17 protein-coding genes are annotated in these 23,558 nt (G+C 72.8%); 10 read left to right on the top strand and 7 right to left on the bottom strand.

What is annotated here, in order from left to right; translation table 11 throughout:
• Positions 1–59: 59 nt before the first annotated feature.
• Genes FHX74_RS13425 through rpe form a run of 4 tightly spaced genes read left to right on the top strand, consistent with a single transcriptional unit; the run spans position 60 to position 5,358 of the window.
• The gene (locus tag FHX74_RS13425) at positions 60–2,285 is read left to right on the top strand and encodes a primosomal protein N' (RefSeq protein WP_182560684.1); all 2,226 of its coding nucleotides are present in this window, start codon (positions 60–62) and stop codon (positions 2,283–2,285) included.
• A gap of 51 nt (positions 2,286–2,336) precedes the next feature.
• Entirely contained in the window at positions 2,337–3,263 is a 927-nt protein-coding gene (gene fmt / locus FHX74_RS13420) for a methionyl-tRNA formyltransferase (RefSeq protein WP_182560683.1), read from the top strand.
• Positions 3,260–4,645 (top strand): RsmB/NOP family class I SAM-dependent RNA methyltransferase, encoded by a 1,386-nt coding sequence (locus FHX74_RS13415; protein ID WP_328823815.1) that lies wholly within the window; start codon positions 3,260–3,262, stop codon positions 4,643–4,645. Before fmt ends, FHX74_RS13415 begins: the two co-directional genes overlap by 4 nt.
• A gap of 50 nt (positions 4,646–4,695) precedes the next feature.
• Positions 4,696–5,358 carry a ribulose-phosphate 3-epimerase gene (gene rpe, locus FHX74_RS13410; protein WP_328823814.1) on the top strand — a complete coding sequence of 221 codons (663 nt, stop codon included), beginning with the start codon at positions 4,696–4,698 and terminating at the stop codon, positions 5,356–5,358.
• Between the two features lie 39 nt (positions 5,359–5,397).
• Here the strand turns inward: rpe and FHX74_RS13405 are convergent, their stop codons facing one another.
• The 5 genes from FHX74_RS13405 to FHX74_RS13385 form a co-directional block, all read right to left on the bottom strand.
• Positions 5,398–7,182 (bottom strand): hypothetical protein, encoded by a 1,785-nt coding sequence (locus tag FHX74_RS13405; protein WP_182560682.1) that lies wholly within the window; start codon positions 7,180–7,182, stop codon positions 5,398–5,400.
• Between the two features lie 4 nt (positions 7,183–7,186).
• Positions 7,187–8,125, bottom strand: a complete 939-nt coding sequence (locus tag FHX74_RS21150; protein WP_220483915.1) for a carbohydrate ABC transporter permease — start codon at positions 8,123–8,125, stop codon at positions 7,187–7,189.
• The gene (locus FHX74_RS13395) at positions 8,122–9,063 is read right to left on the bottom strand and encodes a carbohydrate ABC transporter permease (protein ID WP_182560681.1); all 942 of its coding nucleotides are present in this window, start codon (positions 9,061–9,063) and stop codon (positions 8,122–8,124) included. Before FHX74_RS13395 ends, FHX74_RS21150 begins: the two co-directional genes overlap by 4 nt.
• 12 nt (positions 9,064–9,075) lie before the next feature.
• Positions 9,076–10,338, bottom strand: a complete 1,263-nt coding sequence (locus FHX74_RS13390) for an ABC transporter substrate-binding protein (RefSeq protein ID WP_182560680.1) — start codon at positions 10,336–10,338, stop codon at positions 9,076–9,078.
• A gap of 222 nt (positions 10,339–10,560) precedes the next feature.
• Positions 10,561–11,415 carry a PAC2 family protein gene (locus tag FHX74_RS13385; protein ID WP_182560679.1) on the bottom strand — a complete coding sequence of 285 codons (855 nt, stop codon included), beginning with the start codon at positions 11,413–11,415 and terminating at the stop codon, positions 10,561–10,563.
• A 108-nt stretch (positions 11,416–11,523) separates the two neighbouring features.
• Here FHX74_RS13385 and metH point away from each other — a divergent pair, with 108 nt between their 5' ends.
• The 5 genes from metH (at position 11,524) to arc (ending at position 20,528) form a co-directional block, all read left to right on the top strand.
• On the top strand, positions 11,524–15,066 hold the full coding sequence (metH, locus tag FHX74_RS13380) for a methionine synthase (protein ID WP_182560678.1): 3,543 nt from the start codon (positions 11,524–11,526) through the stop codon (positions 15,064–15,066).
• 85 nt (positions 15,067–15,151) lie between these two features.
• Positions 15,152–15,898, top strand: coding sequence for an HAD family hydrolase (locus FHX74_RS13375; protein WP_182560677.1), 747 nt, complete (start codon positions 15,152–15,154; stop codon positions 15,896–15,898).
• A complete protein-coding gene (locus FHX74_RS13370) occupies positions 15,891–17,426 on the top strand; it encodes an ABC transporter substrate-binding protein (RefSeq protein ID WP_182560676.1) in 1,536 nt (511 codons plus the stop codon). The genes FHX74_RS13375 and FHX74_RS13370 overlap by 8 nt, the downstream gene beginning before the upstream one ends.
• Positions 17,419–18,393, top strand: coding sequence for a tRNA (adenine-N1)-methyltransferase (locus FHX74_RS13365; protein ID WP_328823813.1), 975 nt, complete (start codon positions 17,419–17,421; stop codon positions 18,391–18,393). Before FHX74_RS13370 ends, FHX74_RS13365 begins: the two co-directional genes overlap by 8 nt.
• A gap of 392 nt (positions 18,394–18,785) precedes the next feature.
• Positions 18,786–20,528 carry a proteasome ATPase gene (arc, locus tag FHX74_RS13360; RefSeq protein WP_182560675.1) on the top strand — a complete coding sequence of 581 codons (1,743 nt, stop codon included), beginning with the start codon at positions 18,786–18,788 and terminating at the stop codon, positions 20,526–20,528.
• Positions 20,529–21,047: 519 nt separating this feature from the next.
• On the opposite strand, the gene FHX74_RS13355 is transcribed toward arc, so the two are convergent.
• Positions 21,048–21,962, bottom strand: a complete 915-nt coding sequence (locus FHX74_RS13355; protein WP_182560674.1) for a phytanoyl-CoA dioxygenase family protein — start codon at positions 21,960–21,962, stop codon at positions 21,048–21,050.
• 66 nt (positions 21,963–22,028) lie between these two features.
• Between FHX74_RS13355 and FHX74_RS13350 the strand changes: the two genes are divergently transcribed.
• Positions 22,029–22,961 carry a helix-turn-helix transcriptional regulator gene (locus FHX74_RS13350; protein WP_182560673.1) on the top strand — a complete coding sequence of 311 codons (933 nt, stop codon included), beginning with the start codon at positions 22,029–22,031 and terminating at the stop codon, positions 22,959–22,961.
• A gap of 62 nt (positions 22,962–23,023) precedes the next feature.
• On the opposite strand, the gene FHX74_RS13345 is transcribed toward FHX74_RS13350, so the two are convergent.
• A complete protein-coding gene (locus FHX74_RS13345) occupies positions 23,024–23,437 on the bottom strand; it encodes a DUF3054 domain-containing protein (protein WP_182560672.1) in 414 nt (137 codons plus the stop codon).
• Positions 23,438–23,558 lie beyond the last annotated feature (121 nt).

Genomic DNA, 23,558 nt, shown 5'->3' with positions numbered 1-23,558 from the left:
CGGCACCCCGACGGTTGCGTGCGACGGCCGCTGTGGGTGGCGTTCCCTACCATGCAGCAGTGACCGGGACCCGTGCGACGACCGAGGCGCTGCCCGGGGTGGTCGCCGACGCGTCCGGCCCGAAGCAGCCTGCGCGCCGCGTCGCGCCCGGGGAGCAGACCGAGCAGCCGGCCCCCGCCGTGGCCGCCGAACGCCCGGTGGCCGAGGTCGCGGTCGACGTCTCGCTGAGCCACCTCGACCGGCCGTTCGACTACCTGGTGCCCGCCGATCTCGCCGCCCAGGCGGTGCCGGGGGCCCGGGTGCGGGTCCGCTTCGCCGGCCGGCTCCGCGACGGCTTCGTGCTCGCCCGCAAGGACGCGCCCGAGGGCGAGCGCTCGCTGGCGCTGCTGCACAAGGTCGTCTCGCCCGAACCGGTGCTCACGCCGGAGGTCGCCCGGCTGGTCCGCAGCGTCGCCGACCACTACGCCGGGTGCTTCGCCGACGTCGTCCGGCTGGCGGTCCCGCCGCGGCACGCCGCCACCGAGAAGGCGGCCCGCCGCGCACCGATGCCGGGGGAGCCGGCGGCCGAGGATCCGGACCGCGACGCGTCGGCGGCAGCGGTTCCGGGCGAGCCGTCCCGTCCGGCGCCCGGACCGTTCGCGCACTACCCGACCGGTGCGGCGCTGCTCGACGCCCTGGCCCGTGGCGACCGGCCCCGGGCGGCCTGGCAACCGGTCCCGGCGGCCGGCGAGCCCGGCGACTGGGCTCTCGGCTTCGCGACCGCCGCCGCGGCGACGGCAGCCGGCGGCCGCGGAAGCGTCCTCGTCGTCCCCGACCAGCGGGACCTGCACCGGCTGGCGGAGGCCTGCACCGCGGTCCTCGGGGCCGACCGGTTCGTCACCCTGACCGCGGACCTCGGTCCCGCCGCGCGCTACCGGGCGTTCCTGGCCGCGTTGCGCGGCGACGTCGCGGTGGTGATCGGCACCCGGGCGGCCGCGTTCGCGCCGGTCCGCGACCTCGGCCTGGTCGCGGTCTGGGACGACGGTGACGACCTGCTGGCCGAACCGCGGGCGCCCTATCCGCACGTCCGTGAGGTGCTCGCGCTGCGGGCCGCCCAGCAGCACGCCGCGGCGATCTTCGCCGGGTACGCGCGCAGTTGCGAGGTCGAGCGGCTGGTCGCCACCGGCTGGTGCCGTCCGCTGGTGGCCGACCGTGCCGACGCCCGCCGCGGCGGTCCGCGGATGCGGATCGCCGCCGACGCCGAGCACGCGCCGGCCCGCGACCCGGCCGCCCGGGTCGCCCGGCTGCCCCACGACGTCTTCACGGTCATCCGGGACGGGCTGGCGGCCGGGCCGGTGCTCGTCCAGGTGCCGCGCACCGGCTACCTGCTCGCGCTGGCCTGCCAGGACTGCCGCTCACCGGTCCGCTGCCCGCACTGCCACGGCCCGACGCGCGCGGACCGCTCGTCGGCCGACCCGGCCGGGGGAGCCCTGCTCAGCTGCCGGTGGTGCGGGCGGCTGCTGCCCGACTGGACCTGCGAGGTCTGCGGCTCCCAGCGCTGGCGCGCCCCGGTGGTCGGGTCGACCCGGACCGCCGAGGAGCTCGGACGCGCCTTCCCGTCGGTCCCGGTCCGGCAGTCGGCCGGCGGACGCGTGCTCGACGCCGTCGACGACCGCCCGGCGCTGGTCATCGCCACCCCGGGTGCCGAACCCGCCGCCACCACCGGGTACGCCGCGGCGGTCCTGCTCGACGCCGCGCTGCCGCTGCTGCGGACCGACCTACGCGCCGCCGAGGAGGCCGTCCGCCGCTGGCTCAACGCCACCGCGCTAGTCCGGCCGGGCGCCGCCGGCGGCACGGTGATCGCCGTCGGGGCCCCCGAGGCCCGCGCCCTGCAGGCCCTGCTCCGGCTCGACCCGGCCGGGTTCGCCGCCCGCGAGCTCGCCGACCGCGCCGAGGCCCGGTTCCCGCCGGCGGTCAAGCTGGTCGCCGTCGACGGCGCGCGGGCCGCCCTGCAGAGCGTCGTCGACGACCTCACCGGCGGCCAGACCCTCGACCCCGGTGGTCCGAGCGGGCTGCCCGCCACCACCGAGCTGCTCGGACCGACCGAGCTGGGCCCCTCCGACCCGGTTCCCGCGGTCCCCGGTGCGCCCGGTCCTGCCGAGGGCGTCCACCGGCTCACCCTCCGCGCCCCGCTGGGCGACGGCGCGCGCCTGGTCGCCGCGGTCAAGGCGGTGGCGGCCACCCGGAGCGCCAAGAAGGCGGAGGGCGCGCTGCGGGTCCAGGTCGACCCGGCCGCCTTCGGCTGACCGGCCGGCGTGACCGTTCGACGGGGGCGGGCTCCTCCTAGACTCCTCGCCGTGGACGTGGTCTTCGCCGGAACGCCCGAGACCGCGCTGCCGTCGCTGGAGGCGCTGCTCGCCTCGCGACACCGGGTGCTCGCCGTGGTCACCCGCCCCGACGCGCCGGTCGGACGGGGCCGCACCCTGCGTCCGAGCCCGGTCGCCGAGGCGGCGCTGGCCGCCGGTCTCGAGGTGCTACGCCCGGCCCGGGTGCGTGAGCCGGACTTCGCCGACCGCCTGACGGCACTGGCGCCCGACTGCGTCCCGATCGTCGCCTACGGTGCCCTCATCCCGGCCTCGCTGATCGCGGTCCCGCGGCACGGCTGGGTCAACCTGCACTTCTCCCGGTTGCCGGCCTGGCGCGGCGCCGCCCCGGTGCAGCGGGCGGTCTGGGCCGGGGACCCGGTGACCGGCGCGACGACGTTCGCGCTGGTCCCCGAGCTCGACGCCGGCCCGGTGTATGCGGAGCTGACCGAGGCGATCGGACCCGAGGACAGTGCCGGCGCCCTGCTCGACCGGCTGGCCGTCCGCGGTGCCGAGCTGCTGGTCGCCACCCTCGACGGCATCGAGGACGGGACGCTGACCGCGCGTCCGCAGCCCGCCGAGGGGATCAGCCTGGCGCCCAAGCTGATCCCCGAGGACGGCCGGCTCGACTGGCAGCGTTCGGCGGCCGAGCTCGACCGGCAGATCCGGGCCTGCACCCCCGCGCCCGGGGCGTGGACGACGCTGCGCGGCCAGCGGTTCAAGATCGGCGCGGCCCGGCCGATCAGCCAGAACGGCGGGCTGACCCCCGGGGCGCTGGCGGTCACCCGGAAGAGCGTCCGGGTCGGCACCGGCGACGGCAGTCTCGAGCTGGTCACCGTCCAGCCGCCCGGCAAGCGGGCGATGCCGGCCGTCGACTGGGCCCGCGGCGTCCAGACCGAGCAGCTCGTCCTCGGCGCGTGAGCCCGGACCGCCGCCGGCGACGTCCGGACCCGGCCCGGCGCGCGGCGTTCGACACGCTCCGCGCTGTGCACGCCGACGACGCCTACGCCAACCTCGCGCTGGCCCAGCAGCTCGGCCGGCACCGGCTGACCGGGCGTGACGCCGCCTTCGCCACCGAGCTGCTGGCCGGCACCTGCCGGGCCGAGGGCACCTACGACGCAGTGATCACCGCGGCCGCCGGTCGGCCCACCGGGAGCCTGCAACCGGCGGTGCTCGACCTGCTCCGGCTCGGCACCCACCAGCTGCTGGCCATGCGGGTGCCCAGCCACGCCGCGGTGGCCGCCACCGTCGACCTGGCCGCAGGCACCGTCGGGCCGCGGGTCACCGGGCTGGTCAACGCGGTGCTGCGCAAGGTGGCCGCCCGCGACCTCGACGGCTGGCTGGACGTCGTCACCACCGGCCTCGACCCGGCGGACGCCCGGGCGCTGCGGACCGCGCACCCGCGGTGGATCGTCGAGGCGCTGGGTGACCGGCTGACCGGGCAGGGACGGACCGACGAGCTCGACGCGCTGCTGGCGGCCGACAACGTCGCGCCCCGGGTCGCCCTGGCCGTCCGCCCCGGGCTCGCCGAGGTCGCCGAGCTGACCGCGGCCGGCGCGAGCCCCGGCCGGTGGTCGCCGTACGCCGCCGGCTGGGACGGCCGACCCGACGATCTGGCCGCGGTCCGCGAGGGTCGGGCCGGCGTCCAGGACGAGGGGTCACAGCTGGCCGCGCTGGCGCTGGCCCGGGTCGACGCCCCGGCCGGGCCGTGGCTCGACGCCTGCGCGGGCCCGGGCGGCAAGAGCGCGCTGCTGGCCGGGCTGTCCGCCGGGGCCGACGAGCGGCTGGTCGCCGCCGAGATCTCACCGCACCGGGCGGCGCTGGTGGCCCGTGCCCTGGCGGGCTACCGCACCGACACCACACGGGCGGCGGTCCGGCCGGCAGTGCTGATCGCCGACGGCACCGCCCCGGCCTGGCGGCCCCGGTCGTTCGCCCGGGTGCTGGCCGACGTCCCCTGCACCGGGCTGGGGGCGCTGCGACGTCGCCCCGAGTCGCGCTGGCGCCGTCGTCCGGACGACCTCGAGACGCTGGTCCCGCTCCAGCACGCGCTGTTCGACGCCGCGGTCGAGGCGCTCGCCCCGGGCGGGGTGCTCGCCTACGTCACCTGTTCGCCGCACCGCGCCGAGACCGTCGAGGTGGTCGCGGCCGGGCTGACCCGGCACTCCGACCTGACGGCGATCGAGGTCGCCCCGCTGCTGCCCGAGCTCGACGGCACCCGCGCCGAGGACGGCGACCAGCTCCAGCTCTGGCCGCACCGGCACGGCACCGACGCGATGTTCGTCGCCCTGCTCCGCCGGGCCTGACGACCGAGCGTCCCGGCCGGCGGCAGGACGCGGCCCACTAGATTGGCGCCGTGCCGAACCGGATCATGCCGAGCATCCTGTCCGCCGACTTCGCCAACCTGCAGCGCGACATCGAGGCGATCCCCGGCGCGGACGCGGTGCACGTCGACGTGATGGACAACCACTTCGTGCCCAACCTGACCCTCGGGCTGCCGGTGGTGCAGTCGATCCGCCGGGCCACTGACAAGTTCCTCGACATCCACCTGATGATCGAGGACCCCGACGTCTGGGCGCCGGGGTTCGCCGAGGCCGGGGCCGAGTCGGTCACCTTCCACGCCGAGGCGGCCAAGGCCCCGGTGCGGCTGGCGCGCGAGCTCCGCGCCCGCGACGCCCGGGTCGGGCTGGCCCTCAAGCCGGCCACCCCGATCGAGCCCTACGCCGACCTGCTGCCCGAGATCGACATGGTGTTGATCATGACCGTCGAGCCCGGCTTCGGTGGCCAGAAGTTCCTCGACCTGACGCTGCCCAAGATCGAACGCACCCGCGCGCTGATCGGCCGGACCGAGGCCGACATCTGGCTCCAGGTCGACGGCGGGATCAGCACCGAGACCATCGAGCGGGCCGCCGGGGCCGGGGCCGACTCGTTCGTCGCCGGCTCCTCGGTGTTCAGCGCCGACGACCCGGACGCGATGGTCACCGCGCTGCGCACCGCCGCCGACGGGGTCCGTCGCTGATCCGGTCCGGGCGATCCCACGGGGGATCAGGCCGCTCGGTCAAGCCGGGCGGCTGGTGATCACCACCCCGACCAGCCCGGGCGAGCTCAGCGGCAGGTAGAGCCGCGGACCGCCGACCGCGTCGGTGCCGCCGAGGAAGCCGTAGGCCTCGCCGGGCTCGTAGAAGACCCCCTCGGTCCCGCGGCCGGACCGGACCGCCGGACCGGCCGCGATGATCTCGACCGTCGTGGCGCCCCGGGTGTAGGTCACCGGACCCGTGCCGATCCGCCACCGGTCCTCGTCGAGCTGCTCGGCCCCGTCGACCCGGCCGCCGGGGGAGAAGCCGAACTCGACGCACTGCGCGACCGCGGGACCGTCGAACACGGCGCCGAGCCAGACCCGAGCGGACGCGGCCCCCACGGTCAGCGTGGTGCGGAAGCCCAGCCGGTCCGTCTCCCGCTCGGCAAAGGACATCGACGCCGAGAACCGGCCGTCGAAACCGAGGTCGTAGCGACCCGAGTCACGACGCCGGTCGGCGGACAGTGGTTGGTAGTAGGCCGCGGTCAGCTCCTCGGTCAGCCGCCAGCGGTGCTCCCCGGCGCTCGTTCCCGGCTCGGCCCGGCCGGACCCGTCGGGGTCCCCGGGGCCGAAGCCGTCACCGAGGTCCTCGAGCAGGTCGGCGCGGAACGGCCCGAACCCGAAGGCGTCCCGCGAGATCCGCACCGAGTTGAGGCAGACGTCACCGGTCCGCCAGCGCAGCAGGGTCGGGTTGGCCGCGAGCCCGGAGCCGATCCGCCCCGCCCGGGCGACGTCCGACCCGGCGTTGACGGTGAGCTGGCTGTCGACGGTCCGGGCCACCGCGAGGCCGGTCCCGCCGAAGGTCCGGGCGGTCAGCGTGGTCCCCGCCGGGGTCGACGAGCGCTGCGTCGGGTCCTCCGGCAGGGTGCCCTCGAGCTGGTCGAGCAGCAGCGTGGTGGGGTCGAGGGTGCTGCCCCCGGTCCGCAGCTCGTGGCCCACCAGCCGGTCGACAGAGCGGGCGCAGTCGTGGCAGCCGGCGAGCGCGAACCGGTGGTACTGCGGCAGGAACGGGCCACCGGCGAACCCGTCGTGGTCGTGGCGGTGGTCGAGCATCTTCTGGTCCTGCCGCCGCGAGAACACCGTCTCCACCAGCCCGGTGTGGTCGGTCAGGTCGGCCTGGGCGTGCAGGTTGCGGTGCACCAGCTCGGCCAGTCGCGGCCGGTCCAGCAGGTCGGCGAGCACCAGCAGCGAGGGGTTGCTGACGTACGCGGCGTAGTTGGCGCTGCGCTCGGAGTAGATGCCGTCGCCGTCGATGTCGACGCCCTCGGCCAGCCACTGCTCGATCCGCGCCCGGACGGCCGGGTCGGGGCGGAGCGCGTCGATCCGGGCCAGCGCCGCCGAGATCTCCCAGCGGTGGTTGGGGGTGTGGACACCACCGGTCACCAGGGCAGGCGTGGCGCGGTCGAGCACCGCGCCGAGCGCCGCGGCCACCGGGGCCAGCTGTCCGCGCCGGACCAGCAGCAGCGCCACCTGCCCGGCGTCGTTGAGGCTGAACGCCGAGTCCGGCGGCGAGGACACGTTGCCGCTGCTGGTGAACAGCCCGTCGTCGTCCTGCAGTCCGGCCAGCACCGGCAGCCGGCGGACCGCGGCGTCCTCGGCCGCGGGATCGTCGCGGAACCGCGACCGCGGGTCGACGAAGCCGCAGACCGCCTCGCGGATCTCGGCCATCACCACCCGGTGGCCGCCGGTGGCGTCGGCCAGCCGGTCGATCAGCGCAGCGAGCCGGTCGTCGGCCCGCCGGACGAGCTGGTCGGCGAAGACGCCCACGCGATCAGTCCTTGAGTCCGGAGTTGATGTCCGCGTTCATGATGAACCGCTGGAAGATCAGGAACAGCACCACCATCGGGATCAGCGAGATCACCGAGGCCGACAGCAGCACCGACCAGTCGATGTTGTCGGCGCCCACGATGCTCCGCAGCGCCACCTGGAGGGTGTAGTTCTTCTGATCGTTGAGCACGATCAGCGGCCAGATGTAGTCGTTCCAGCGCCACTGGAAGCTGAAGATCGCCAGCGTGAAGACGATCGGCTTGGCCACCGGGAGCATGATCCGGAAGAAGATGCTGAACTCGCCGGCGCCGTCGATCCGGGCCGCGTCGAGCAGCTCGTCGGGGACGGTGCGGAAGTACTGCCGGAACATGAAGATCCCGGTCGCGGTGATCACCGACGGGACGATCACCCCGGCCAGCTGGTTGTAGAGGCCGAGGTCGCGGATGACCACGAACGTCGAGGGCAGGATCACCTCGGTGGGCAGCATGGTGGTGGCCAGGATGCAGAGGAAGAACGCGCTGAGCCAGCGGGCGCGGAACTTGGCCAGGGCGTAGCCGGTGGCCGCGCTGACCAGGATGGCCAGCGCGGTGGTGATCACCGCGACCAGCCCGGTGTTGAGGAAGTAGCGCCAGAAGTCGAACCGGCTCCACGCCTTCTGGTAGCCCGCGAACGACCACTCCTGCGGCAGCAGGTGCAGCGGCAGGCTGAACAGCTCGCTGCCCGGCTTGAACGAGCTGAGCACGAACCAGAGCACCGGGAAGGCGTAGACCACCACCAGCAGCCAGAGCAGCGCGCTGGTGGGGATCACCCGCGACAGTCGCGACGCCTCGGGCCGGCGCCGGCGCGGCCGCGGTGTCCGCGCGGAGCTGGTGGCGTCCCGGACCGTGGCGGTGGCGACGTCGGCGGCCGGTACCGCCGCCGCACCGGTCTCGATCGCGGTCACGACTCGGCCTTGTCGAAGCGCTTCTGCACCAGGGCGATCACCAGCAGGATGATCATCAGCACGAAGGAGGCGGCGCTGGCGTAGCCGATCTTGGCCCGCTCGAAGCCGGTCCGGTAGATGTACTGGACCAGGAGCATGTTGCTGGTCCCCGGTCCGCCGCCGTTGAGCGCCTGGATCATCGCGAACTCCTTCATCGAGCCGATGGTGGTGAGCAGCACCACCAGGAAGGTGGTCGGGGCCAGCAGCGGCCAGGTGATCCAGCGGAACCGCTGCCAGCCGGTGGCACCGTCGATCGAGGCCGCCTCGAGATAGGAGCGCGGGATGTTCCGCAGCGCGGCGATGAAGAGCAGCATGTTGAAGGCCGTCCCGCCCCAGGCGCTGGCGAACAGCACCACGGCGAGCGACAGGTTGGCGTTGGTCTCCCAGCGCTGCGGCGTCCCGTGCAGCTGGTCGATGACGAAGTTGACGAAGCCGAAGTTCTCCCCGAACAGCCAGCGCCAGACCACCCCGGTGACGATCGGCGAGATCAGCCAGGGGAAGAAGAACACCACCCGGGCGACCGTGGTGCCGCGGGCGTGCCGGTTGACCAGCAGCACCGCGACGGCCAGCGAGACCAGGTACTGCATCGGCACGGCGAGCACGGTGTAGACGACCGTGCGGCTCAGCGCCGCGTAGAAGTCGCGATCGCCGAACAGCCGGGCGTAGTTGTCCAGCCCGACCGGACGCGGCGTGCCGACGCCGGTGTAGGAGGTGAACGAGTAGTACACCCCGAGCGCACCGGGCCAGACGAAGAACAGGCAGAACAGCACCACCGCCGGGGCGATGAAGAGCAGCGGTGCCGCGATCGGCCCGCGGCGCGGGCGCCGGGCCCGGGCCGGGCCCGGCGCCGGTCGGGAACCCCGGGTCAGCCCGGCGGGTTCGACGGTCTGGGTCGCCATCGGATCCTCCGGTCAGCTGAGGGACTGGGTGAACTGGGTGCAGATGTTGCTGATCGTCTTGTCCAGGCCCTGCTCGTCGTTGAGGAACTTGACGGTCTCGTCGCGAACCGGGTCGCCGTCCGGCGCCAGTCCCTTGATCTGGTAGCCGAAACTGAGCTTGTTCTGCTCGGCCACGATCGGCGCGCTGGCCGCGATCTCCGCGTTGTACAGCGCGAAGGCGTCCTGGTTGGACCTGTAGCGGACGTCGAGGTTCGGCACGACCGGCAGGAAGCCCGAGGTCTCGGCGAGCGTGGTGTAGTTCTCCGGCTTGTACATCCAGTCGAGGAACTTGAGCGCGGCGTCGGACTGATCGCCGTCGAAGACGACCATCGAGGCCGCGTTGCCGTAGTTGGTGGTGCGCACCGGCTGCTTCGGCACGGTGGTGGACACCCAGTCGAAGTCCTTGATGTTCTCGGCGAAGTCGGCGATCTGCCAGCAGCCGGAGTAGTAGGCGACCACGTCCCCGCTCTTGAACAGGGCGTTGCCGTCCGCGTCGCTCAGCCACACCGACCGCGGCATGAAGCGGTCGTCGTTGAGGCTCTTGAAGTAGTCGAGTGCGGCGCCGGTGCGGTTGTTGGTGGTGAAGGTGCCGTTGGCGCCGGCGTTGAAGTAGTCCGAGCCGAACTCGAACAACATCGCCTTGAGCCGGTGCGAGGAACGGTCCATCACCATGCCGTAGCGGGTGGAGGTCCGCTGCTGCACCTTCTTGATGGCCGCCACGCACTCGTCCCAGGTCCAGGTCTGGTCCGCGGTGGCCGGGTAGTCGACCTTCGCCTTCGCGAAGAGCGACTTGTTGAGGAACAGCCCGACGGCGGTCAGGTCGCTGGGCAGCGAGAGCACCTTGCCGTCCTCGTCGACCGCCGAGAGCGTCTTGTCGATCTGGTAGGCGTCGCTGATCGGGGCCAGGTCGACGGTGGCGTCCTTCCAGGTCGGGTCGATGCTGCCGGCCCGGGCGAGGGCGGGCAGGTCGTTGGCCTGGGCGGCGTTGCGGAGCTTGGTGTCGAGGTCGTCGTTGGGCACCTCGACCACCTCGACCTTGACGCCGGTCTGCTGCTGGTACTTCGCAGCCATCGCGGCGTAGCCGCCGCCCTGGTTGGCGTCGCCGGACTGGAGGAACTGGAGCGGCCGGTCCGAACCACCGCCCGAACCCGAGCCGGAGCCCGACGAGCAGGCCGTCAGACCGGCGGCGGCCGCGGCGAGACCGCCGCCGGCGAACAGGAAACCTCTGCGATCCATGGCTGGAACTCGATTCTGTGACGGGGATGAGAACGATTGCGCAGACGGTAAGCGCATTCCACTGGCACGCGCAAGTAGTGTCCGGACAAATGGTCAAACGTGTCGCCGGACGGGCCGATGTCAGTGCGGGCGGAGGTCAGCGCAGGACAGAGATCAGTGCAGGACAGACGTCAGCGCAGGAGAAGGCACCGGATCGGGAGATCCGGTGGGTGCGGAAAGGCGTCAGGCGTTGGGGCCGCGGCGGCGCAGGTAGCGCTCGAACTCGGCGGCGATGGCATCGCCGCTGGCTTCGGGCAGCTCGGTCGCGTCCCGCTGGTGCTCGAGCGAGCTGACGTACTCGGCCACCTCGGCGTCCTCGGCGGCCAGCTCGTCGACGCCGCGCTCCCAGGCCCGGGCCAGCTCGGGCAGGTCACCGACGTCGAGGGTCAGGTCGAGCAGGTCCTCCACCCGGGCCAGCAGCGCCAGCGTGCCCTTCGGGCACGGCGAGTGCGACACGTAGTGCGGGATCGAGGCCCACAGGCTGACCACCTCGAGTCCGGCCCGGTCGAGGGCATCGCCCACCACGCCGACGATCCCGGTGGGACCCTCGTAGGTCGACTCGGTCAGCCCGTGCCGGCGGGCCAGGTCCGGGTTCGCGCTGGTCGCGGTGACCGGGATCGGCCGGGTGTGCGGGTGGTCGGCGAGCAGCGCGCCGAGCACCATCGCCTGCCGGGCGCCGGTCGACCGGACGGCCGAGACCAGAGCGGTGGTGAACCGGCGCCAGTGGAAGTTGGGCTCGAGCCCGCTCACCAGCACCAGGTCGCGCCCCTGCGGCAGCCGGGCGACCCGGAGCTCGGTGGTCGGCCAGACGATCTCGCGGTCGCCGTCCTCGGTGCTGCGGACCTTGGGCCGGCTGACCTGGAAGTCGTAATAGTCGTCGGGGTCGAGGCTGAACGCCGGCCGGGCGTCGTAGGTCTCGGCCAGGTGCTCGACGGCCTGGGAGGCGGAGCTGCCCGCGTCGTTCCAGCCGCCGAAGGCGACCACCACGAGCGGGTCGGTGAGGTTGCGCAGGTCGCCGCCGCTCCACTCGTCCGCCATGTCCTCCACTCTAACGGCGCTGTCGGGTGGCCACGCGGCAGTGACCTGATCGCTGCCAGCATGTGACAAATCGGGGTGGGCCGGGGGTCGGCCCCTATCCTCGAAGCCGTGATCAGCGCCCTGCGGACCGCCCTCGCCTCGCGGATCGTCGTCTCCGACGGGGCGATGGGCACCATGCTGCAGGGACACGACCTCACCCTCGACGACTTCGACCAGCTCGAGGGCTGCAACGAGATCCTCAACGTCACCCGTCCCGACGTCGTCCGGGCCATCCACGACGCCTACTTCGCGGTCGGCACCGACTGCGTCGGCACCAACACCTTCGGGGCCAACCTGTCGGCGCTGGGGGAGTACGACATCGCCGACCGGATCGCCGAGCTGGCCGAGGCGGGGGCCCGGATCGCCCGCGCGTCGGCCGACGCGCACAGCACCGCGGACCGGCCGCGCTGGGTGCTCGGCAGCGTCGGCCCCGGCACGAAGCTGCCCACCCTCGGCCACATCGGCTTCGAGCAGATCCTGGCCGGCTACCGGACCCAGGTCGAGGCGATGATCGCCGGCGGCATCGATGCCGTGCTGATCGAGACCGCGCAGGACCTGCTGCAGGCCAAGGCGGCGGTGCTGGCCGCCAAGGACGCCATCGCCGCGTCGGGCCGCGACCTGCCGGTGATCGTCAACGTGACCGTCGAGACCACCGGGACGATGCTGCTCGGCTCCGAGATCGGGGCGGCGCTGGCCGCGCTCGAGCCGCTGGGCATCGACCTGATCGGGCTCAACTGCGCCACCGGCCCGACCGAGATGAGCGAGCACCTGCGGCACCTATCTCGGCACGCGCGGATCGGGGTCGCCTGCATGCCCAACGCCGGCCTGCCCCAGCTGACCGCCGACGGCGCCTACTACCCGCTGACCCCCGAGCAGCTGGCCGACGCCCACGACCAGTTCACCGCCGAGTTCGGGGTCGGGCTGGTCGGTGGGTGCTGTGGCACCACCCCCGAGCACCTGGCCCGGGTGGTGGAGCGGGTGGCCGGGCGCGCGCTGCCCGAGCGCCGTCCCGAGCACGTCGCCGCGGCCTCCTCGCTGTACGCCGAGGTGCCGTTCCGGCAGGACACCGCTTACCTGTCGATCGGTGAGCGGACCAACGCCAACGGCTCGAAGGCGTTCCGCACCGCGATGCTCGAGGACCGCTGGGACGACTGCGTCGACATCGCCCGCGCGCAGGTCCGCGACGGCGCCCACCTGCTCGACCTCAACGTCGACTACGTCGGGCGCGACGGGCCCGCCGACATGCGCGCGCTGGCCTCCCGGCTGGCCACCGCCTGCACCCTGCCGATCGTGATCGACTCGACCGAACCCGCGGTGCTCGAGGCGGGGCTGTCCAGCCTGGCCGGGCGGTGCGTGGTCAACTCGGTCAACTACGAGGACGGCGACGGCCCCGACAGCCGGTTCGCCAGGATCGCCGCGCTGGTCCGCCGCTACGGCGCCGCGGTGGTCGCGCTGACCATCGACGAGGAGGGCCAGGCCCGCACCCGGGAGTGGAAGGTCCGGGTGGCCGAGCGGCTGATCGACGACCTCACCACGAACTGGGGGATCGCGCAGTCCGACATCATCATCGACGCGCTGACCTTCCCGATCGCCACCGGTCAGGAGGAGACCCGGCGCGACGGGATCGAGACCATCGAGGCGATCCGGGAGATCAAGCGCCGCTGGCCCGAGGTGCAGACCACCCTGGGACTGTCCAACATCAGCTTCGGTCTGAACCCGGCGGGCCGGATCGTGCTCAACTCGGTGTTCCTGCACGAGTGCGTCGAGGCCGGACTCGACTCGGCGATCGTGCACGCGGCGAAGATCGTCCCGATGAACCGGATCCCGGACGACCAGCGCCGGGTCGCGCTCGACATGGTCTACGACCGCCGTCGGCCGGCGACCGGCGACGAACCGGCCTACGACCCGCTGCAGACCTTCCTCGAGCTGTTCGCCGGCGTCACGGCCGCGGACTCGCGGGCCGAGCGGGCCGCCGAGCTGGCCGCGCTCCCGGTGGGTGAGCGGCTACAGCGTCGGATCATCGACGGCGAGGCCAAGGGGCTCGAGGCCGACCTCGACCTGGCGCTCGCCGACAAGCCCGGGCTGGAGATCATCAACACCGACCTGCTGGCCGGGATGAAGGTGGTCGGCGAGCTGTTCGGCTCGGGGGAGATGCAGCTGCCGTTCGTGCTCCAGTCGGCCGAGGTGATGAAGACCGCGGTGGCCTACCTCGAGCCGCACCTGGAGAAGACCGACAGCGCGGGCAAGGGCACGATCGTGCTGGCCACGGTCAAGGGCGACGTCCACGACATCGGCAAGAACCTGGTCGACATCATCCTGACCAACAACGGCTACACCGTGGTCAACCTGGGCATCAAGCAGCCGATCGGGACGATCATCGACGCCGCGGTCGAGCACAAGGCCGACGCGATCGGGATGTCCGGGCTGCTGGTCAAGAGCACCGTGGTGATGAAGGAGAACCTCCAGGAGCTCAACGACCGCGGGATCGCCGCCGACTTCCCGGTCTTCCTCGGCGGTGCGGCGCTGACCCGCGCCTACGTCGAGCAGGACCTGCGCGAGATCTTCGCCGGCGAGGTCCGCTACGCCCGCGACGCCTTCGAGGGGCTGCGGCTGATGGACGCGCTGATGGCGGTCAAGCGCGGCGAGGAGGGTGCCTCGCTGCCGGCCCCGCGCGAGCGGCGGGTCCGGGCCCGGCCGCGGGTCGGACAAGAGGACGCCGAAGCCGCGGAGCTCGCCGGTCCGGGTCCGGACGCCGAGCCGACCGAGCGCTCCGACGTGGCCCCGGACGTCGACGTGCCGACACCGCCGTTCTGGGGCGACCGGATCGTCAAGGGCATCGCGCTGGCCGAGGTCGCCGACTACCTCGACGAGCGGGCCACCTTCATGGGGCAGTGGGGGCTCAAGGGCACCCGCGGCGGCACCAGCTACGAGGAGCTGGTGGAGACCGAGGGCCGTCCCCGGCTGCGCAGCTGGCTGGACCGGATCCAGCGCGAGGCCATCGCCGAGTTCGCCGTCGTCTACGCCTACTGGCCGGCCTACAGCTCGGGCAACACGGTGTTCGTCCTCGACCCGGCCCGTCCGGACGTCGGCGACCCGACCGCGGTCCGCTGCTCGTTCACCTTCCCGCGGCAGCGTCGTGGGCGGCGGCTGTGCCTGGCCGACTTCTTCCGCAGCGTCGAGCAGGCCAAGGAGAAGGGCCCGGACGTGATCGCGTTCCACCTGGTCACCATGGGCGCCCGGGTCTCGGAGGTGACCGGGGAGCTGTTCGCGGCCAACGCCTACCGCGACTACCTCGAGCTGCACGGGCTGAGCGTCCAGCTGACCGAGGCGCTGGCCGAGCTGTGGCACGACCGGATCCGCACGGAGCTGGGGTTCGCCGGCGACAACGGGGCGATGGACGCGATGATCCGCGACCAGGCCTACCGCGGGTCGCGCTACAGCTTCGGCTACCCGGCCTGCCCCGACCTGGAGGACCGGGCCAAGCTGGTCGAGCTGCTCCGGCCCGGGCGGATCGGCGTCGAGCTCAGCGAGGAGCTGCAGCTGCACCCCGAGCAGTCGACCGACGCGATGATCGTCCACCACCCCGAGGCCAAGTACTTCAACGCCCGGTGAGCCCCGCCGTTCCCTGGCACCGGACCCAGCGGACCGGGCGTCGAGTCGTGGTTCCGGCGCGGGCTTTGGGAGGATGACGCACGCCATGACCACCGACTCCGCGAGCTCCGCAGCCACACCGACCACCCTGCCGACCACCACACCGACCGCGACGAGCCGACCCGCCGCCGCCCTCTGGGACTTCGACGGCACCCTGGTCGACACCGAACCGATCTGGATCGCCGCCGAGTACGACCTGATCGGCGGGCTCGGCGGTGAGTGGAACGACGAGCACGCCCACCAGCTGGTCGGCAACTCGCTGCTCGAGTCGGGGGCCTACATCGCCAACGCGATCGGCCGGCCGGACCTCGAGCCGGCCTGGATCGTCGACCAGCTGATCACCCAGGTGGTCGACCACATCCGCACCCACCCGATCCCGTGGCGTCCCGGGGCGCTCGAGCTGCTCTCCGCGCTGCGCGAGGCCGGGATCCGGTGCGCGCTGGTGTCCGCCTCCTACCGGGTGCTGCTCGACGCGGCGATCGCCCGGCTGCCCGAGGGCACCTTCGAGGTCTCGGTGGCCGGCGACGAGGTCACCGAGGGCAAGCCGCACCCCGAGCCCTACGTCACCGCGGCCCGGCTGCTCGACGTCGACCCGCGTGCCTGCGTGGTCTTCGAGGACAGCCCGCCCGGAGCGCAGTCGGGCAACGCGGCCGGCGCGATGGTGGTCGGGATCGAGCACATCGTCCCGCTGCCCCGGGCGCCGCGCCGGGTGGTGGTCGACACCCTGGCCGGGATGGACGTCCCGGCACTCCTCGGGCTGGTCGAGCGACTGGCCGCGGACACCGATGCGTGAGGCCCCGCCGGGCCGCCGGCTGCGGGCCGCGGTCGGCGCGGCGTTCGGCGCCCTGGTGCTGCTGGTGGCCGGCTGCACCGGCGACCCCGCGCCGGCCCCGTCGCCGACCCCCGGTGGCAGCGCCACGCCGCGGCCGTTCACGGTGATGACCACCGACCGGATCGTCACCGCCGACCCGGCCGCCGTCACCGACCAGGGCTCGATGATCCTGGTGCTCAACGTGTTCCAGCGGCTGCTCAGCTCCGACCCGGGCGAGGCCGAGGTGGCACCCGGTGTCTACGCGTTCAAGCCGGACCTGGCCCGCGACTGCGAGTTCAGCTCGCCGACCACCTTCACCTGCACGCTGAACGAGAACGCGAAGTTCTCCAACGGCGACCCGATCACCTCCGCGGACGTCAAGTTCAGCATCGACCGGGCGATCCGGCTCGACGTGCCGGGCTCGTCGGTCTCGGCCTTCGACTCGCTGCGCAAGATCGAGACCCCGGACGCGCTGACCGTCCGTTTCGTGCTCAGCCGCTACGACCGCCAGTTCGGCTGGGCGCTGGCCACCCCGGCCGCCTCCATCGTCGACCGGCGGATCTACAGCCCCGACGAGCTGCAGGCCAACGACGCCCCGATCGTCGGGTCCGGCCCGTTCCAGGTCGCGTCGTTCACCAAGAACCGGCTGGCCCTGACCCGCTTCGACGACTACGTCGGGCGGACCGCCGCCGCCCTCGACGGCCTCCAGGTGCTCACCGAGCCCGACTCGGCCACCATCGAGGAGGCGATGAAGCAGCGCAAGGCCGACCTGGTCTGGCGCGGGCTGTCCTCGGCGGCGCTGGCCCGGCTGGCCAGCCAGCTGCAGAGCTCGCCGAACAAGACCACCACCGCCGGCTACACCGAGCGGGTGCTGCCCGGCGCCCGGGTGCTCCAGCTGCGCTGGAACCCGACCTCGCGGTTCCGCTCCGACGCCGATCTGCGCGAGGTGATCAGCGGGGCGCTGCAGGAGGACCGGACGCTCGACTCGGTGGTCCCGCCGCAGGTGCCCGGGCACAAGGCCTCGTTCCCGCTCGGCGGCAAGAGCAAGGCCGAGGTCGGCTGGAGCAAACGGATCCCGCTCACCCTCGGCTACGACTCGGGCGTGCCGGACGGCGCCGACCTGGCCAACCAGATCCGCAACCGGCTGGAGAACACCGGCGGGATGAGCGTCCGGCTGCGGCCCGACGACCCCGACACCGACCTGCTGCTCGAGGACCGCAAGGCCTGGACCCCGACCGCGATCTCGTGGCTGCAGCCCTATCTGGACGACCCGATCAGGTCGAGCGAGTCGGTGGTCGACAAGGCCGCCGTCCAGGCGCGGGTGGCCGACACCGAGGCCGCCCGGAACGCCGCGCTGGCCACCATCCAGACCCAGGACGCGAAGGACGACGTGGTGCTGCCGCTGACCCAGAAGGACGAGGACGTCTTCGCCGGGCCGGGCGTCAAGATCGCGGCCACCTCGTTCGGGCCGGGCTGGCAGCTCGGGCTGTGGGGGATCACCAGTGCCTGACCAGGACACGAGCGGGTCGCTGCCGGTGTGGTCCGGTGTGCGGACCGGACCGCTGCAGCCGGGGGAGCGGGTCACCCTGACCGACCCCAAGGGCCGTCGGCACTCGCTGCTGCTGACCGCGGGCAAGACCTTCCACACCACCAAGGGCGGGATCGCCCACGACGACCTGATCGGCGGTCCCGAGGGGGTGGTGGTCAGCTCGGCGCAGGGCGTCCAGTACCTGGCGTTCCGGTCGCTGATGGCCGAGTTCACCACCCGGATGCCCCGCGGCGCCCAGGTCGTCTATCCCAAGGACGCCGCCCAGATCGTGATGGGCACCGACGTCTTCCCCGGCGCCCGGGTGCTCGAGGCCGGTGCCGGGTCCGGTGCGCTGAGCTGCGCGCTGCTCCGGGCGGTCGGGCCGACCGGCCGGCTCACGTCCTACGAGCGGCGCGAGGACTTCGCCGAGGTGGCAGCCCGCAACGTGGCCAACTTCTTCGGCACCGGGTCCACCGCACCGCTCGACTCCGGTCACCCGTGCTGGGACCTCCGGGTCGGCGATCTGGTGGAGGCCCTCGACGCGCCCGACGCGGCGACCGCGGTCGGTCCGGTGGACCGGGTGGTGCTCGACATGCTGGCGCCCTGGGAGTGCGTCGACGGGGTGGCACGGGTGCTCGAGCCGGGCGGGGTGTTCTGCGCCTACGTGGCCACCACCACCCAGCTCGGCCGGACCGTCGAGACGCTCCGGGCGCACACCGGGTTCACCGAGCCCGAGGCGACCGAGACGCTGGTCCGGGCCTGGCACGCCGAGGGGCTGGCCGTGCGTCCGGCGCACAACATGGTCGGCCACACCGGGTTCCTGATCACCGCCCGGCGGCTCGCCCCCGGCGTCGTCGCCCCGGTCAAGAAGCGTCGCCCCGCCCCCGGCGCGTACGGCGAGGACTACACCGGCCCGCGCCGCGAGGCCCCGCCGGCCGAGGCCCGCTGACCCCCAGGTCGCCCGCCCGAGGTGGCGGCACGCCGACCTTCGCGCGCTGACCCACGTCACACGCCCCGGCGACCGGGCCCGCTGACCCACGTCGCACGCCCCGCGGCCACCTCGCACCGCCCATACCCGGTGCGAGGTGGCCGCAGCGGGTGCGAGGTGGCGGGGTGCGAGGTGGAGGTGGCGGGGGGCGAGCCGGACACGCGCGGAGCACAGACCTCCGCGCGCTGAGCCTGTCGAAGCGCGATCCGACCACCGGTCGACGCCTTTCTCAGCGTGTCGCCGCCTCGCGAGACGCGCGTCACACGGCGTTACCGCACTGTCACAGACCGCGTACCGGCAATGCCCCTGGCTGTCCGAAGCCGCGGGTACTGTGATCGAAAAGGAGGTTCTCGATGACGGAGTCGCAGTACCGGCCGGGTGATCCCGACGCCACCGGCGAACGGATCGAACACCTGACCGCCGAGGTCAACCGCCTGCGTGAACGCGTGTCGACCCACCCCCACGACCTGGCCCTGCTCGAGCGCCGGCTGGCCGACGCCCGCGCCGACGCGCGGACCGCCGCCGCCAACAACGAGCGGCTGGCCGCCACCCTGCGCGAGGCGCGCGACCAGATCGTCTCGCTCAAGACCGAGGTGGACCGGCTGGCCCAGCCGCCGGCCAGCTTCGGGGTCTTCCTCGAGGCCGTCGACGAGCACACCGCGGACATCTTCACCGCCGGGCGCAAGCTCCGGGTCGCGGTCAGCCCCGACGTCGACCTCGACCCGCTCGAGCGCGGCCGCGAGGTCATCCTCAACGAGGCGCTCAACGTCGTCGGTGTGCTCGAGTTCGACGAGGTCGGCGAGGTCGTCACCCTCAAGGAGATGCTGGCCGACGGCGAGCGCGGGCTGATCATCGGCCACGGCGACGAGGAGAGCGTCGTCCGGGTCGCGCACAAGCTCAAGGACCTGCCGCTCCGCGCCGGGGACTCGCTGCTGATCGACCGTCGGGTGCACTTCGCCTACGAGCGGGTGCCCAAGCTCGACGTCGAGGAGCTGGTGCTCGAGGAGGTGCCGGACATCGACTACTCGGTGATCGGCGGCCTGGGCAGCCAGATCGAGGCCATCCGGGACGCGGTCGAGCTGCCGTTCCTGCACAAGGATCTGTTCGCCGAGCACGAGCTCAAGGCGCCGAAGGGCATCCTGCTCTACGGCCCGCCCGGCTGCGGCAAGACGCTGATCGCCAAGGCCGTGGCCAACAGCCTGGCCAAGAAGGTCAGCGAGCGGACCGGTCGCGAGGGACGCAGCTTCTTCCTCAACATCAAGGGCCCCGAGCTGCTCAACAAGTACGTCGGCGAGACCGAGCGGCACATCCGGCTGGTCTTCCAGCGGGCCCGCGAGAAGGCCTCCGACGGCATGCCGGTGATCGTCTTCTTCGACGAGATGGACTCGCTGTTCCGCACCCGCGGGTCGGGGGTGTCCTCCGACGTCGAGAACACCATCGTCCCGCAGCTGCTGAGCGAGATCGACGGCGTCGAGGGTCTCGACAACGTGATCATCATCGGCGCCTCGAACCGGGAGGACATGATCGACCCGGCGATCCTGCGGCCGGGCCGGCTCGACGTCAAGATCAAGATCGAGCGCCCCGACGCCGAGAGCGCGCGGGACATCTTCAGCAAGTACCTGACGCCGACGCTGCCGCTGCACGCCGACGACCTGGCCGAGTTCGGGGGCGACCCGCACCGCTGCGTGGCGGCGATGATCGAGCGCACGGTCGAGCGGATGTACGAGGACACCGAGGAGAACCAGTTCCTCGAGGTCACCTACGCCGGCGGCGACAAGGAGGTCCTCTACTTCAAAGACTTCAACTCGGGCGCGATGATCCAGAACATCGTCGACCGGGCCAAGAAGATGGCGATCAAGGACGTGCTCGACACCGGCATCAAGGGCCTGCGGATCGGGCACCTGCTGCAGGCGTGCGTCGACGAGTTCGCCGAGAACGAGGACCTGCCCAACACCACGAACCCGGACGACTGGGCCCGGATCTCGGGCAAGAAGGGCGAGCGGATCGTCTTCATCCGTACTCTGATCAGCTCGAACAAGGGCACCCAGCCCGGCCGTTCGATCGACACCGTGAGCAACACCGGGCAGTACCTGTGATCTCGGGCGCGGTGCTCGGCCTCGCTTGAGTCGCTCGTTCGTCGCGGGTTGCGTGGAACGAAAAGCGTGTTCCACGCAACCCGCTTCCTGCACTCCCGACGCGCTCGGCCTTGCGCTCCGCGCCCGACGAGTCGGCTCCCTGCCCGCGGACTTCGCGACGACGTGTACTGAGCCTGTCGCAGTGCCCCAGCACGTGCACTGAGCATGTCGACGTGCCCCACACCGTGCACTGAGCCTGTCGAAGGGCCTCAGAACGTGCACTGAGCCTGTCGAAGTGCGCCGGGAGCGTTTCGACTGGCTCAACGCGCGGGCCCACTCACGTGCACTGAGCCTGTCGAAGTGCGCCGGGAGCGTTTCGACTGGCTCAACGCGCGGGCCCACTCACGTGCACTGAGCCTGTCGAAGTGCGCCGGGAGCGTTTCGGCAGGCTCAACGCGCGGGCCCACTCACGTGCACTGAGCCTGTCGACGTGCGCGAAGCACTCCGACAGGCTCAGTGGGATCGGTCAGCGGGGCTGGGTCACCAGCGGTCGCAGCCGCCGTCCTTGTCGGGGCGGGAGTGCGGGCGGGCGATGTCCTCGGTGCCCTTGTAGGCGTAGGGGTCCTCGCCGGCGACCAGGACGATGTCGCGGTAGTCGTGCTTGCCGATGTGGGTGTCCGCCGGCAGGGCGGCCCAGGGGAGCAGCGACTCCGCGCTCATGTAGTGGTTGGTCAGGGCGCGGCGGAAGCCGTGCTTGCCGGAGTTCTGCAGCGACCGGTGCAGCAGGTAGCCGTTGAAGATGATCGCGGTGCCGGCCGGGATCTCCACCGGGACGGCGTCCTCGTCGTGGTAGGGGAAGTCGTAGGCCTCGATCGAGCAGTCGAAGCGCGGGTCGTCCTGCTTGCGGTCGGGGTAGAGCACGCCGCGCTTGTGCGAGCCGGGCAGCACCCAGAGGCAGCCGTTCTCGACGGTGGCGTCGTCGAGGGCGATCCAGGCCGCGGTCAGCGACCGGTCCCGGGTCGGGATGAAGAACTCGTCCTGGTGCCACGGCTGACCCGGCCGGCCCTCGGACTTCACGAACAACATCGACTGCATCGACTTGACGTTCGGCCCGATCACGTCGGTCATCACCGAGACGATCTTCGGGTGCCGCAGCAACCGCATCGCCACGTCCGACACCTTGTGCGGCTGGTGGATGCAGAGGAACTGGCGCAGTACGTCCTCGTCGCTCAACCCACTTGTGTCGGATCGTGCGACGTCCTCGGCGCCGATGATCTCGCCGAGCTCGCCGCGGCAGAACCGCACGGCCTCGGTGCGGATGGCCTCGAGCTCAGCGGCGTCGAGCGCGCCGTCGAGCAGAACGAAGCCGTTCTCCGCGAACGAGGCGCGGAGCTCCGGCCCCGGACCGGTGAAGGTGTGGGCGTCCAGACGGTTGCGGGCGATGGTGCTGGTCATGACCACGATCCTCGCCGTCGCGGCACGGGGAGCCAATGTCTTCCCCGCACCTCCTATTGTCTGATCGTGACCTTGTTCCCACCGGACCAGGCGCCGACGCCGTCGACCCGGCCGCTGGTCCGGTCGCGCACCGGCGTGCTGACCGCCGACTACCAGCCCGGGGCCACCTTCGGGCGCCGTCGGCTGAGCGACCACGAGTTCGTCTGGCTGACCCACGGTTCGGCCCGCTGGGAGGTCGAGACCCTCGGGGGCGAGCGACAGGTGCACGAGCTGCGACCCGGGCGGCTCAGCCTCGGGTTCCCGGGCCAGTGGGACCGGTTCTTCTGGGCCGCCGACCGGCCGACGCGGCACCGGTACGCGCACTTCCGGGTGCCCACGCCCGGCTTCGACGCCCCGCGGGGAGCCCAGGTCCGCAGCTTCGACGAGCTGCCGCTGCTCGGGGCGCTCTGCGAGCACCTCGGTGAGCTGACCATCCGCACCGGTGGCACCGACCTGCAGGAGCGGGCCGCGCTGGCTCGCCGGGTCGACGAGCTGCTGGCGGTGCTGGTGATGGTGTTCGTCGGCGAGCCCGCGCTGCACCCCGCCGGCGGGGACGACCGCACCGCCGACGACCCGCTCACCGCGGTCTGGGACGCCGTGGCCGCGGCCTGGGCGCAGGACGGCCCGTCGATCGTCGGGGTCGACCGGCTGGCCGAGGCGGCCGGCATCTCCCGCGGCCACGTCTTCCGGCTGTTCCGGCAGCGGTTCGGCGTCGGCCCGGCCGAGGCGCTCGAGCTGGTGCGGCTGTCCCGGGCCGCGACCGCGCTGCAGCGCAGCAACACGCCGCTGGCCGCGATCGCCGCGGCCACCGGCTTCGCCGACCCGTACCACTTCTCGCACCGCTTCTCGCGGGTCTACGGCTGCCCGCCGGGGGAGTACCGGCGGCGCGGCGAGGACACCGATCCGGCGTCCCCGCTGCGCGGACCCGGGTTGCTGGGAGTCGCGGCCCGGCTGGGCTGAGCCTCCGATCGCTCCTCGTCGCCGTCCCGGGCCGCGTGGGGGGCCCGGAGCGGCGGGTCGGCTCAGTGGCCGGAGCTCGAGCGGGTGCGGTCCATCCGGGTCTCGATCCGCCGGCGCGCCCGCCGGGTGGCGCGGGCCGCGACCCGCCACCCGACCAGCAGCACCCCGAGCACCACCGTGGCCACCAGGACGAACGACCACTGGGCGGTGCTGCCGGACAGCACCCGCAGCACCATCCCGAGCAGCACCGTGCTGACCCAGACGATCAGCGCCGTCCGGGTGGCCGTCGGGGCGGTCACCGACCGCCAGGTGCGCGCGACCAGCGACCCGACCAGCGTGCCGACCAGGAACGGCCAGGCGGTCACGACCACACCGACGACGTCACCCGACTCGTCGTGCGCGTGCCGCCCCACCAGCGCGAAGAACAGCACGACGATCACGTCGACCGCCGCGGCCCGCGCCGCCCTGAGTGCCATCGATTCCTCGTCCGTCTGCAGGCCGGAGCCTGCGCCCGCCGCACCGATCCGGTCGTGCGGCTCCAGATGTGTCGTCATGCGTGCGCCCCCCGACGCGCGGTCCAGACCACTCCGAACCGGT

It is taken from the genome of Microlunatus kandeliicorticis, from assembly GCF_014137855.1.
Lineage (GTDB): Bacteria > Actinomycetota > Actinomycetes > Propionibacteriales > Propionibacteriaceae > Microlunatus > Microlunatus kandeliicorticis.
This window is presented reverse-complemented; position numbering and strand designations above follow the sequence as displayed.

Coding starts and splice junctions, on each gene's coding strand:
- FHX74_RS13395 (WP_182560681.1), bottom strand. CDS start 9,063: ATGGCGACCCAGACCGTCGAACCCGCCGGGCTGACCCGGGGTTCCCGA.
- FHX74_RS13390 (WP_182560680.1), bottom strand. CDS start 10,338: ATGGATCGCAGAGGTTTCCTGTTCGCCGGCGGCGGTCTCGCCGCGGCC.
- FHX74_RS13385 (WP_182560679.1), bottom strand. CDS start 11,415: ATGGCGGACGAGTGGAGCGGCGGCGACCTGCGCAACCTCACCGACCCG.
- FHX74_RS13375 (WP_182560677.1), top strand. CDS start 15,152: ATGACCACCGACTCCGCGAGCTCCGCAGCCACACCGACCACCCTGCCG.
- FHX74_RS13370 (WP_182560676.1), top strand. CDS start 15,891: ATGCGTGAGGCCCCGCCGGGCCGCCGGCTGCGGGCCGCGGTCGGCGCG.
- arc (WP_182560675.1), top strand. CDS start 18,786: ATGACGGAGTCGCAGTACCGGCCGGGTGATCCCGACGCCACCGGCGAA.
- FHX74_RS13355 (WP_182560674.1), bottom strand. CDS start 21,962: ATGACCAGCACCATCGCCCGCAACCGTCTGGACGCCCACACCTTCACC.
- FHX74_RS13345 (WP_182560672.1), bottom strand. CDS start 23,437: ATGGCACTCAGGGCGGCGCGGGCCGCGGCGGTCGACGTGATCGTCGTG.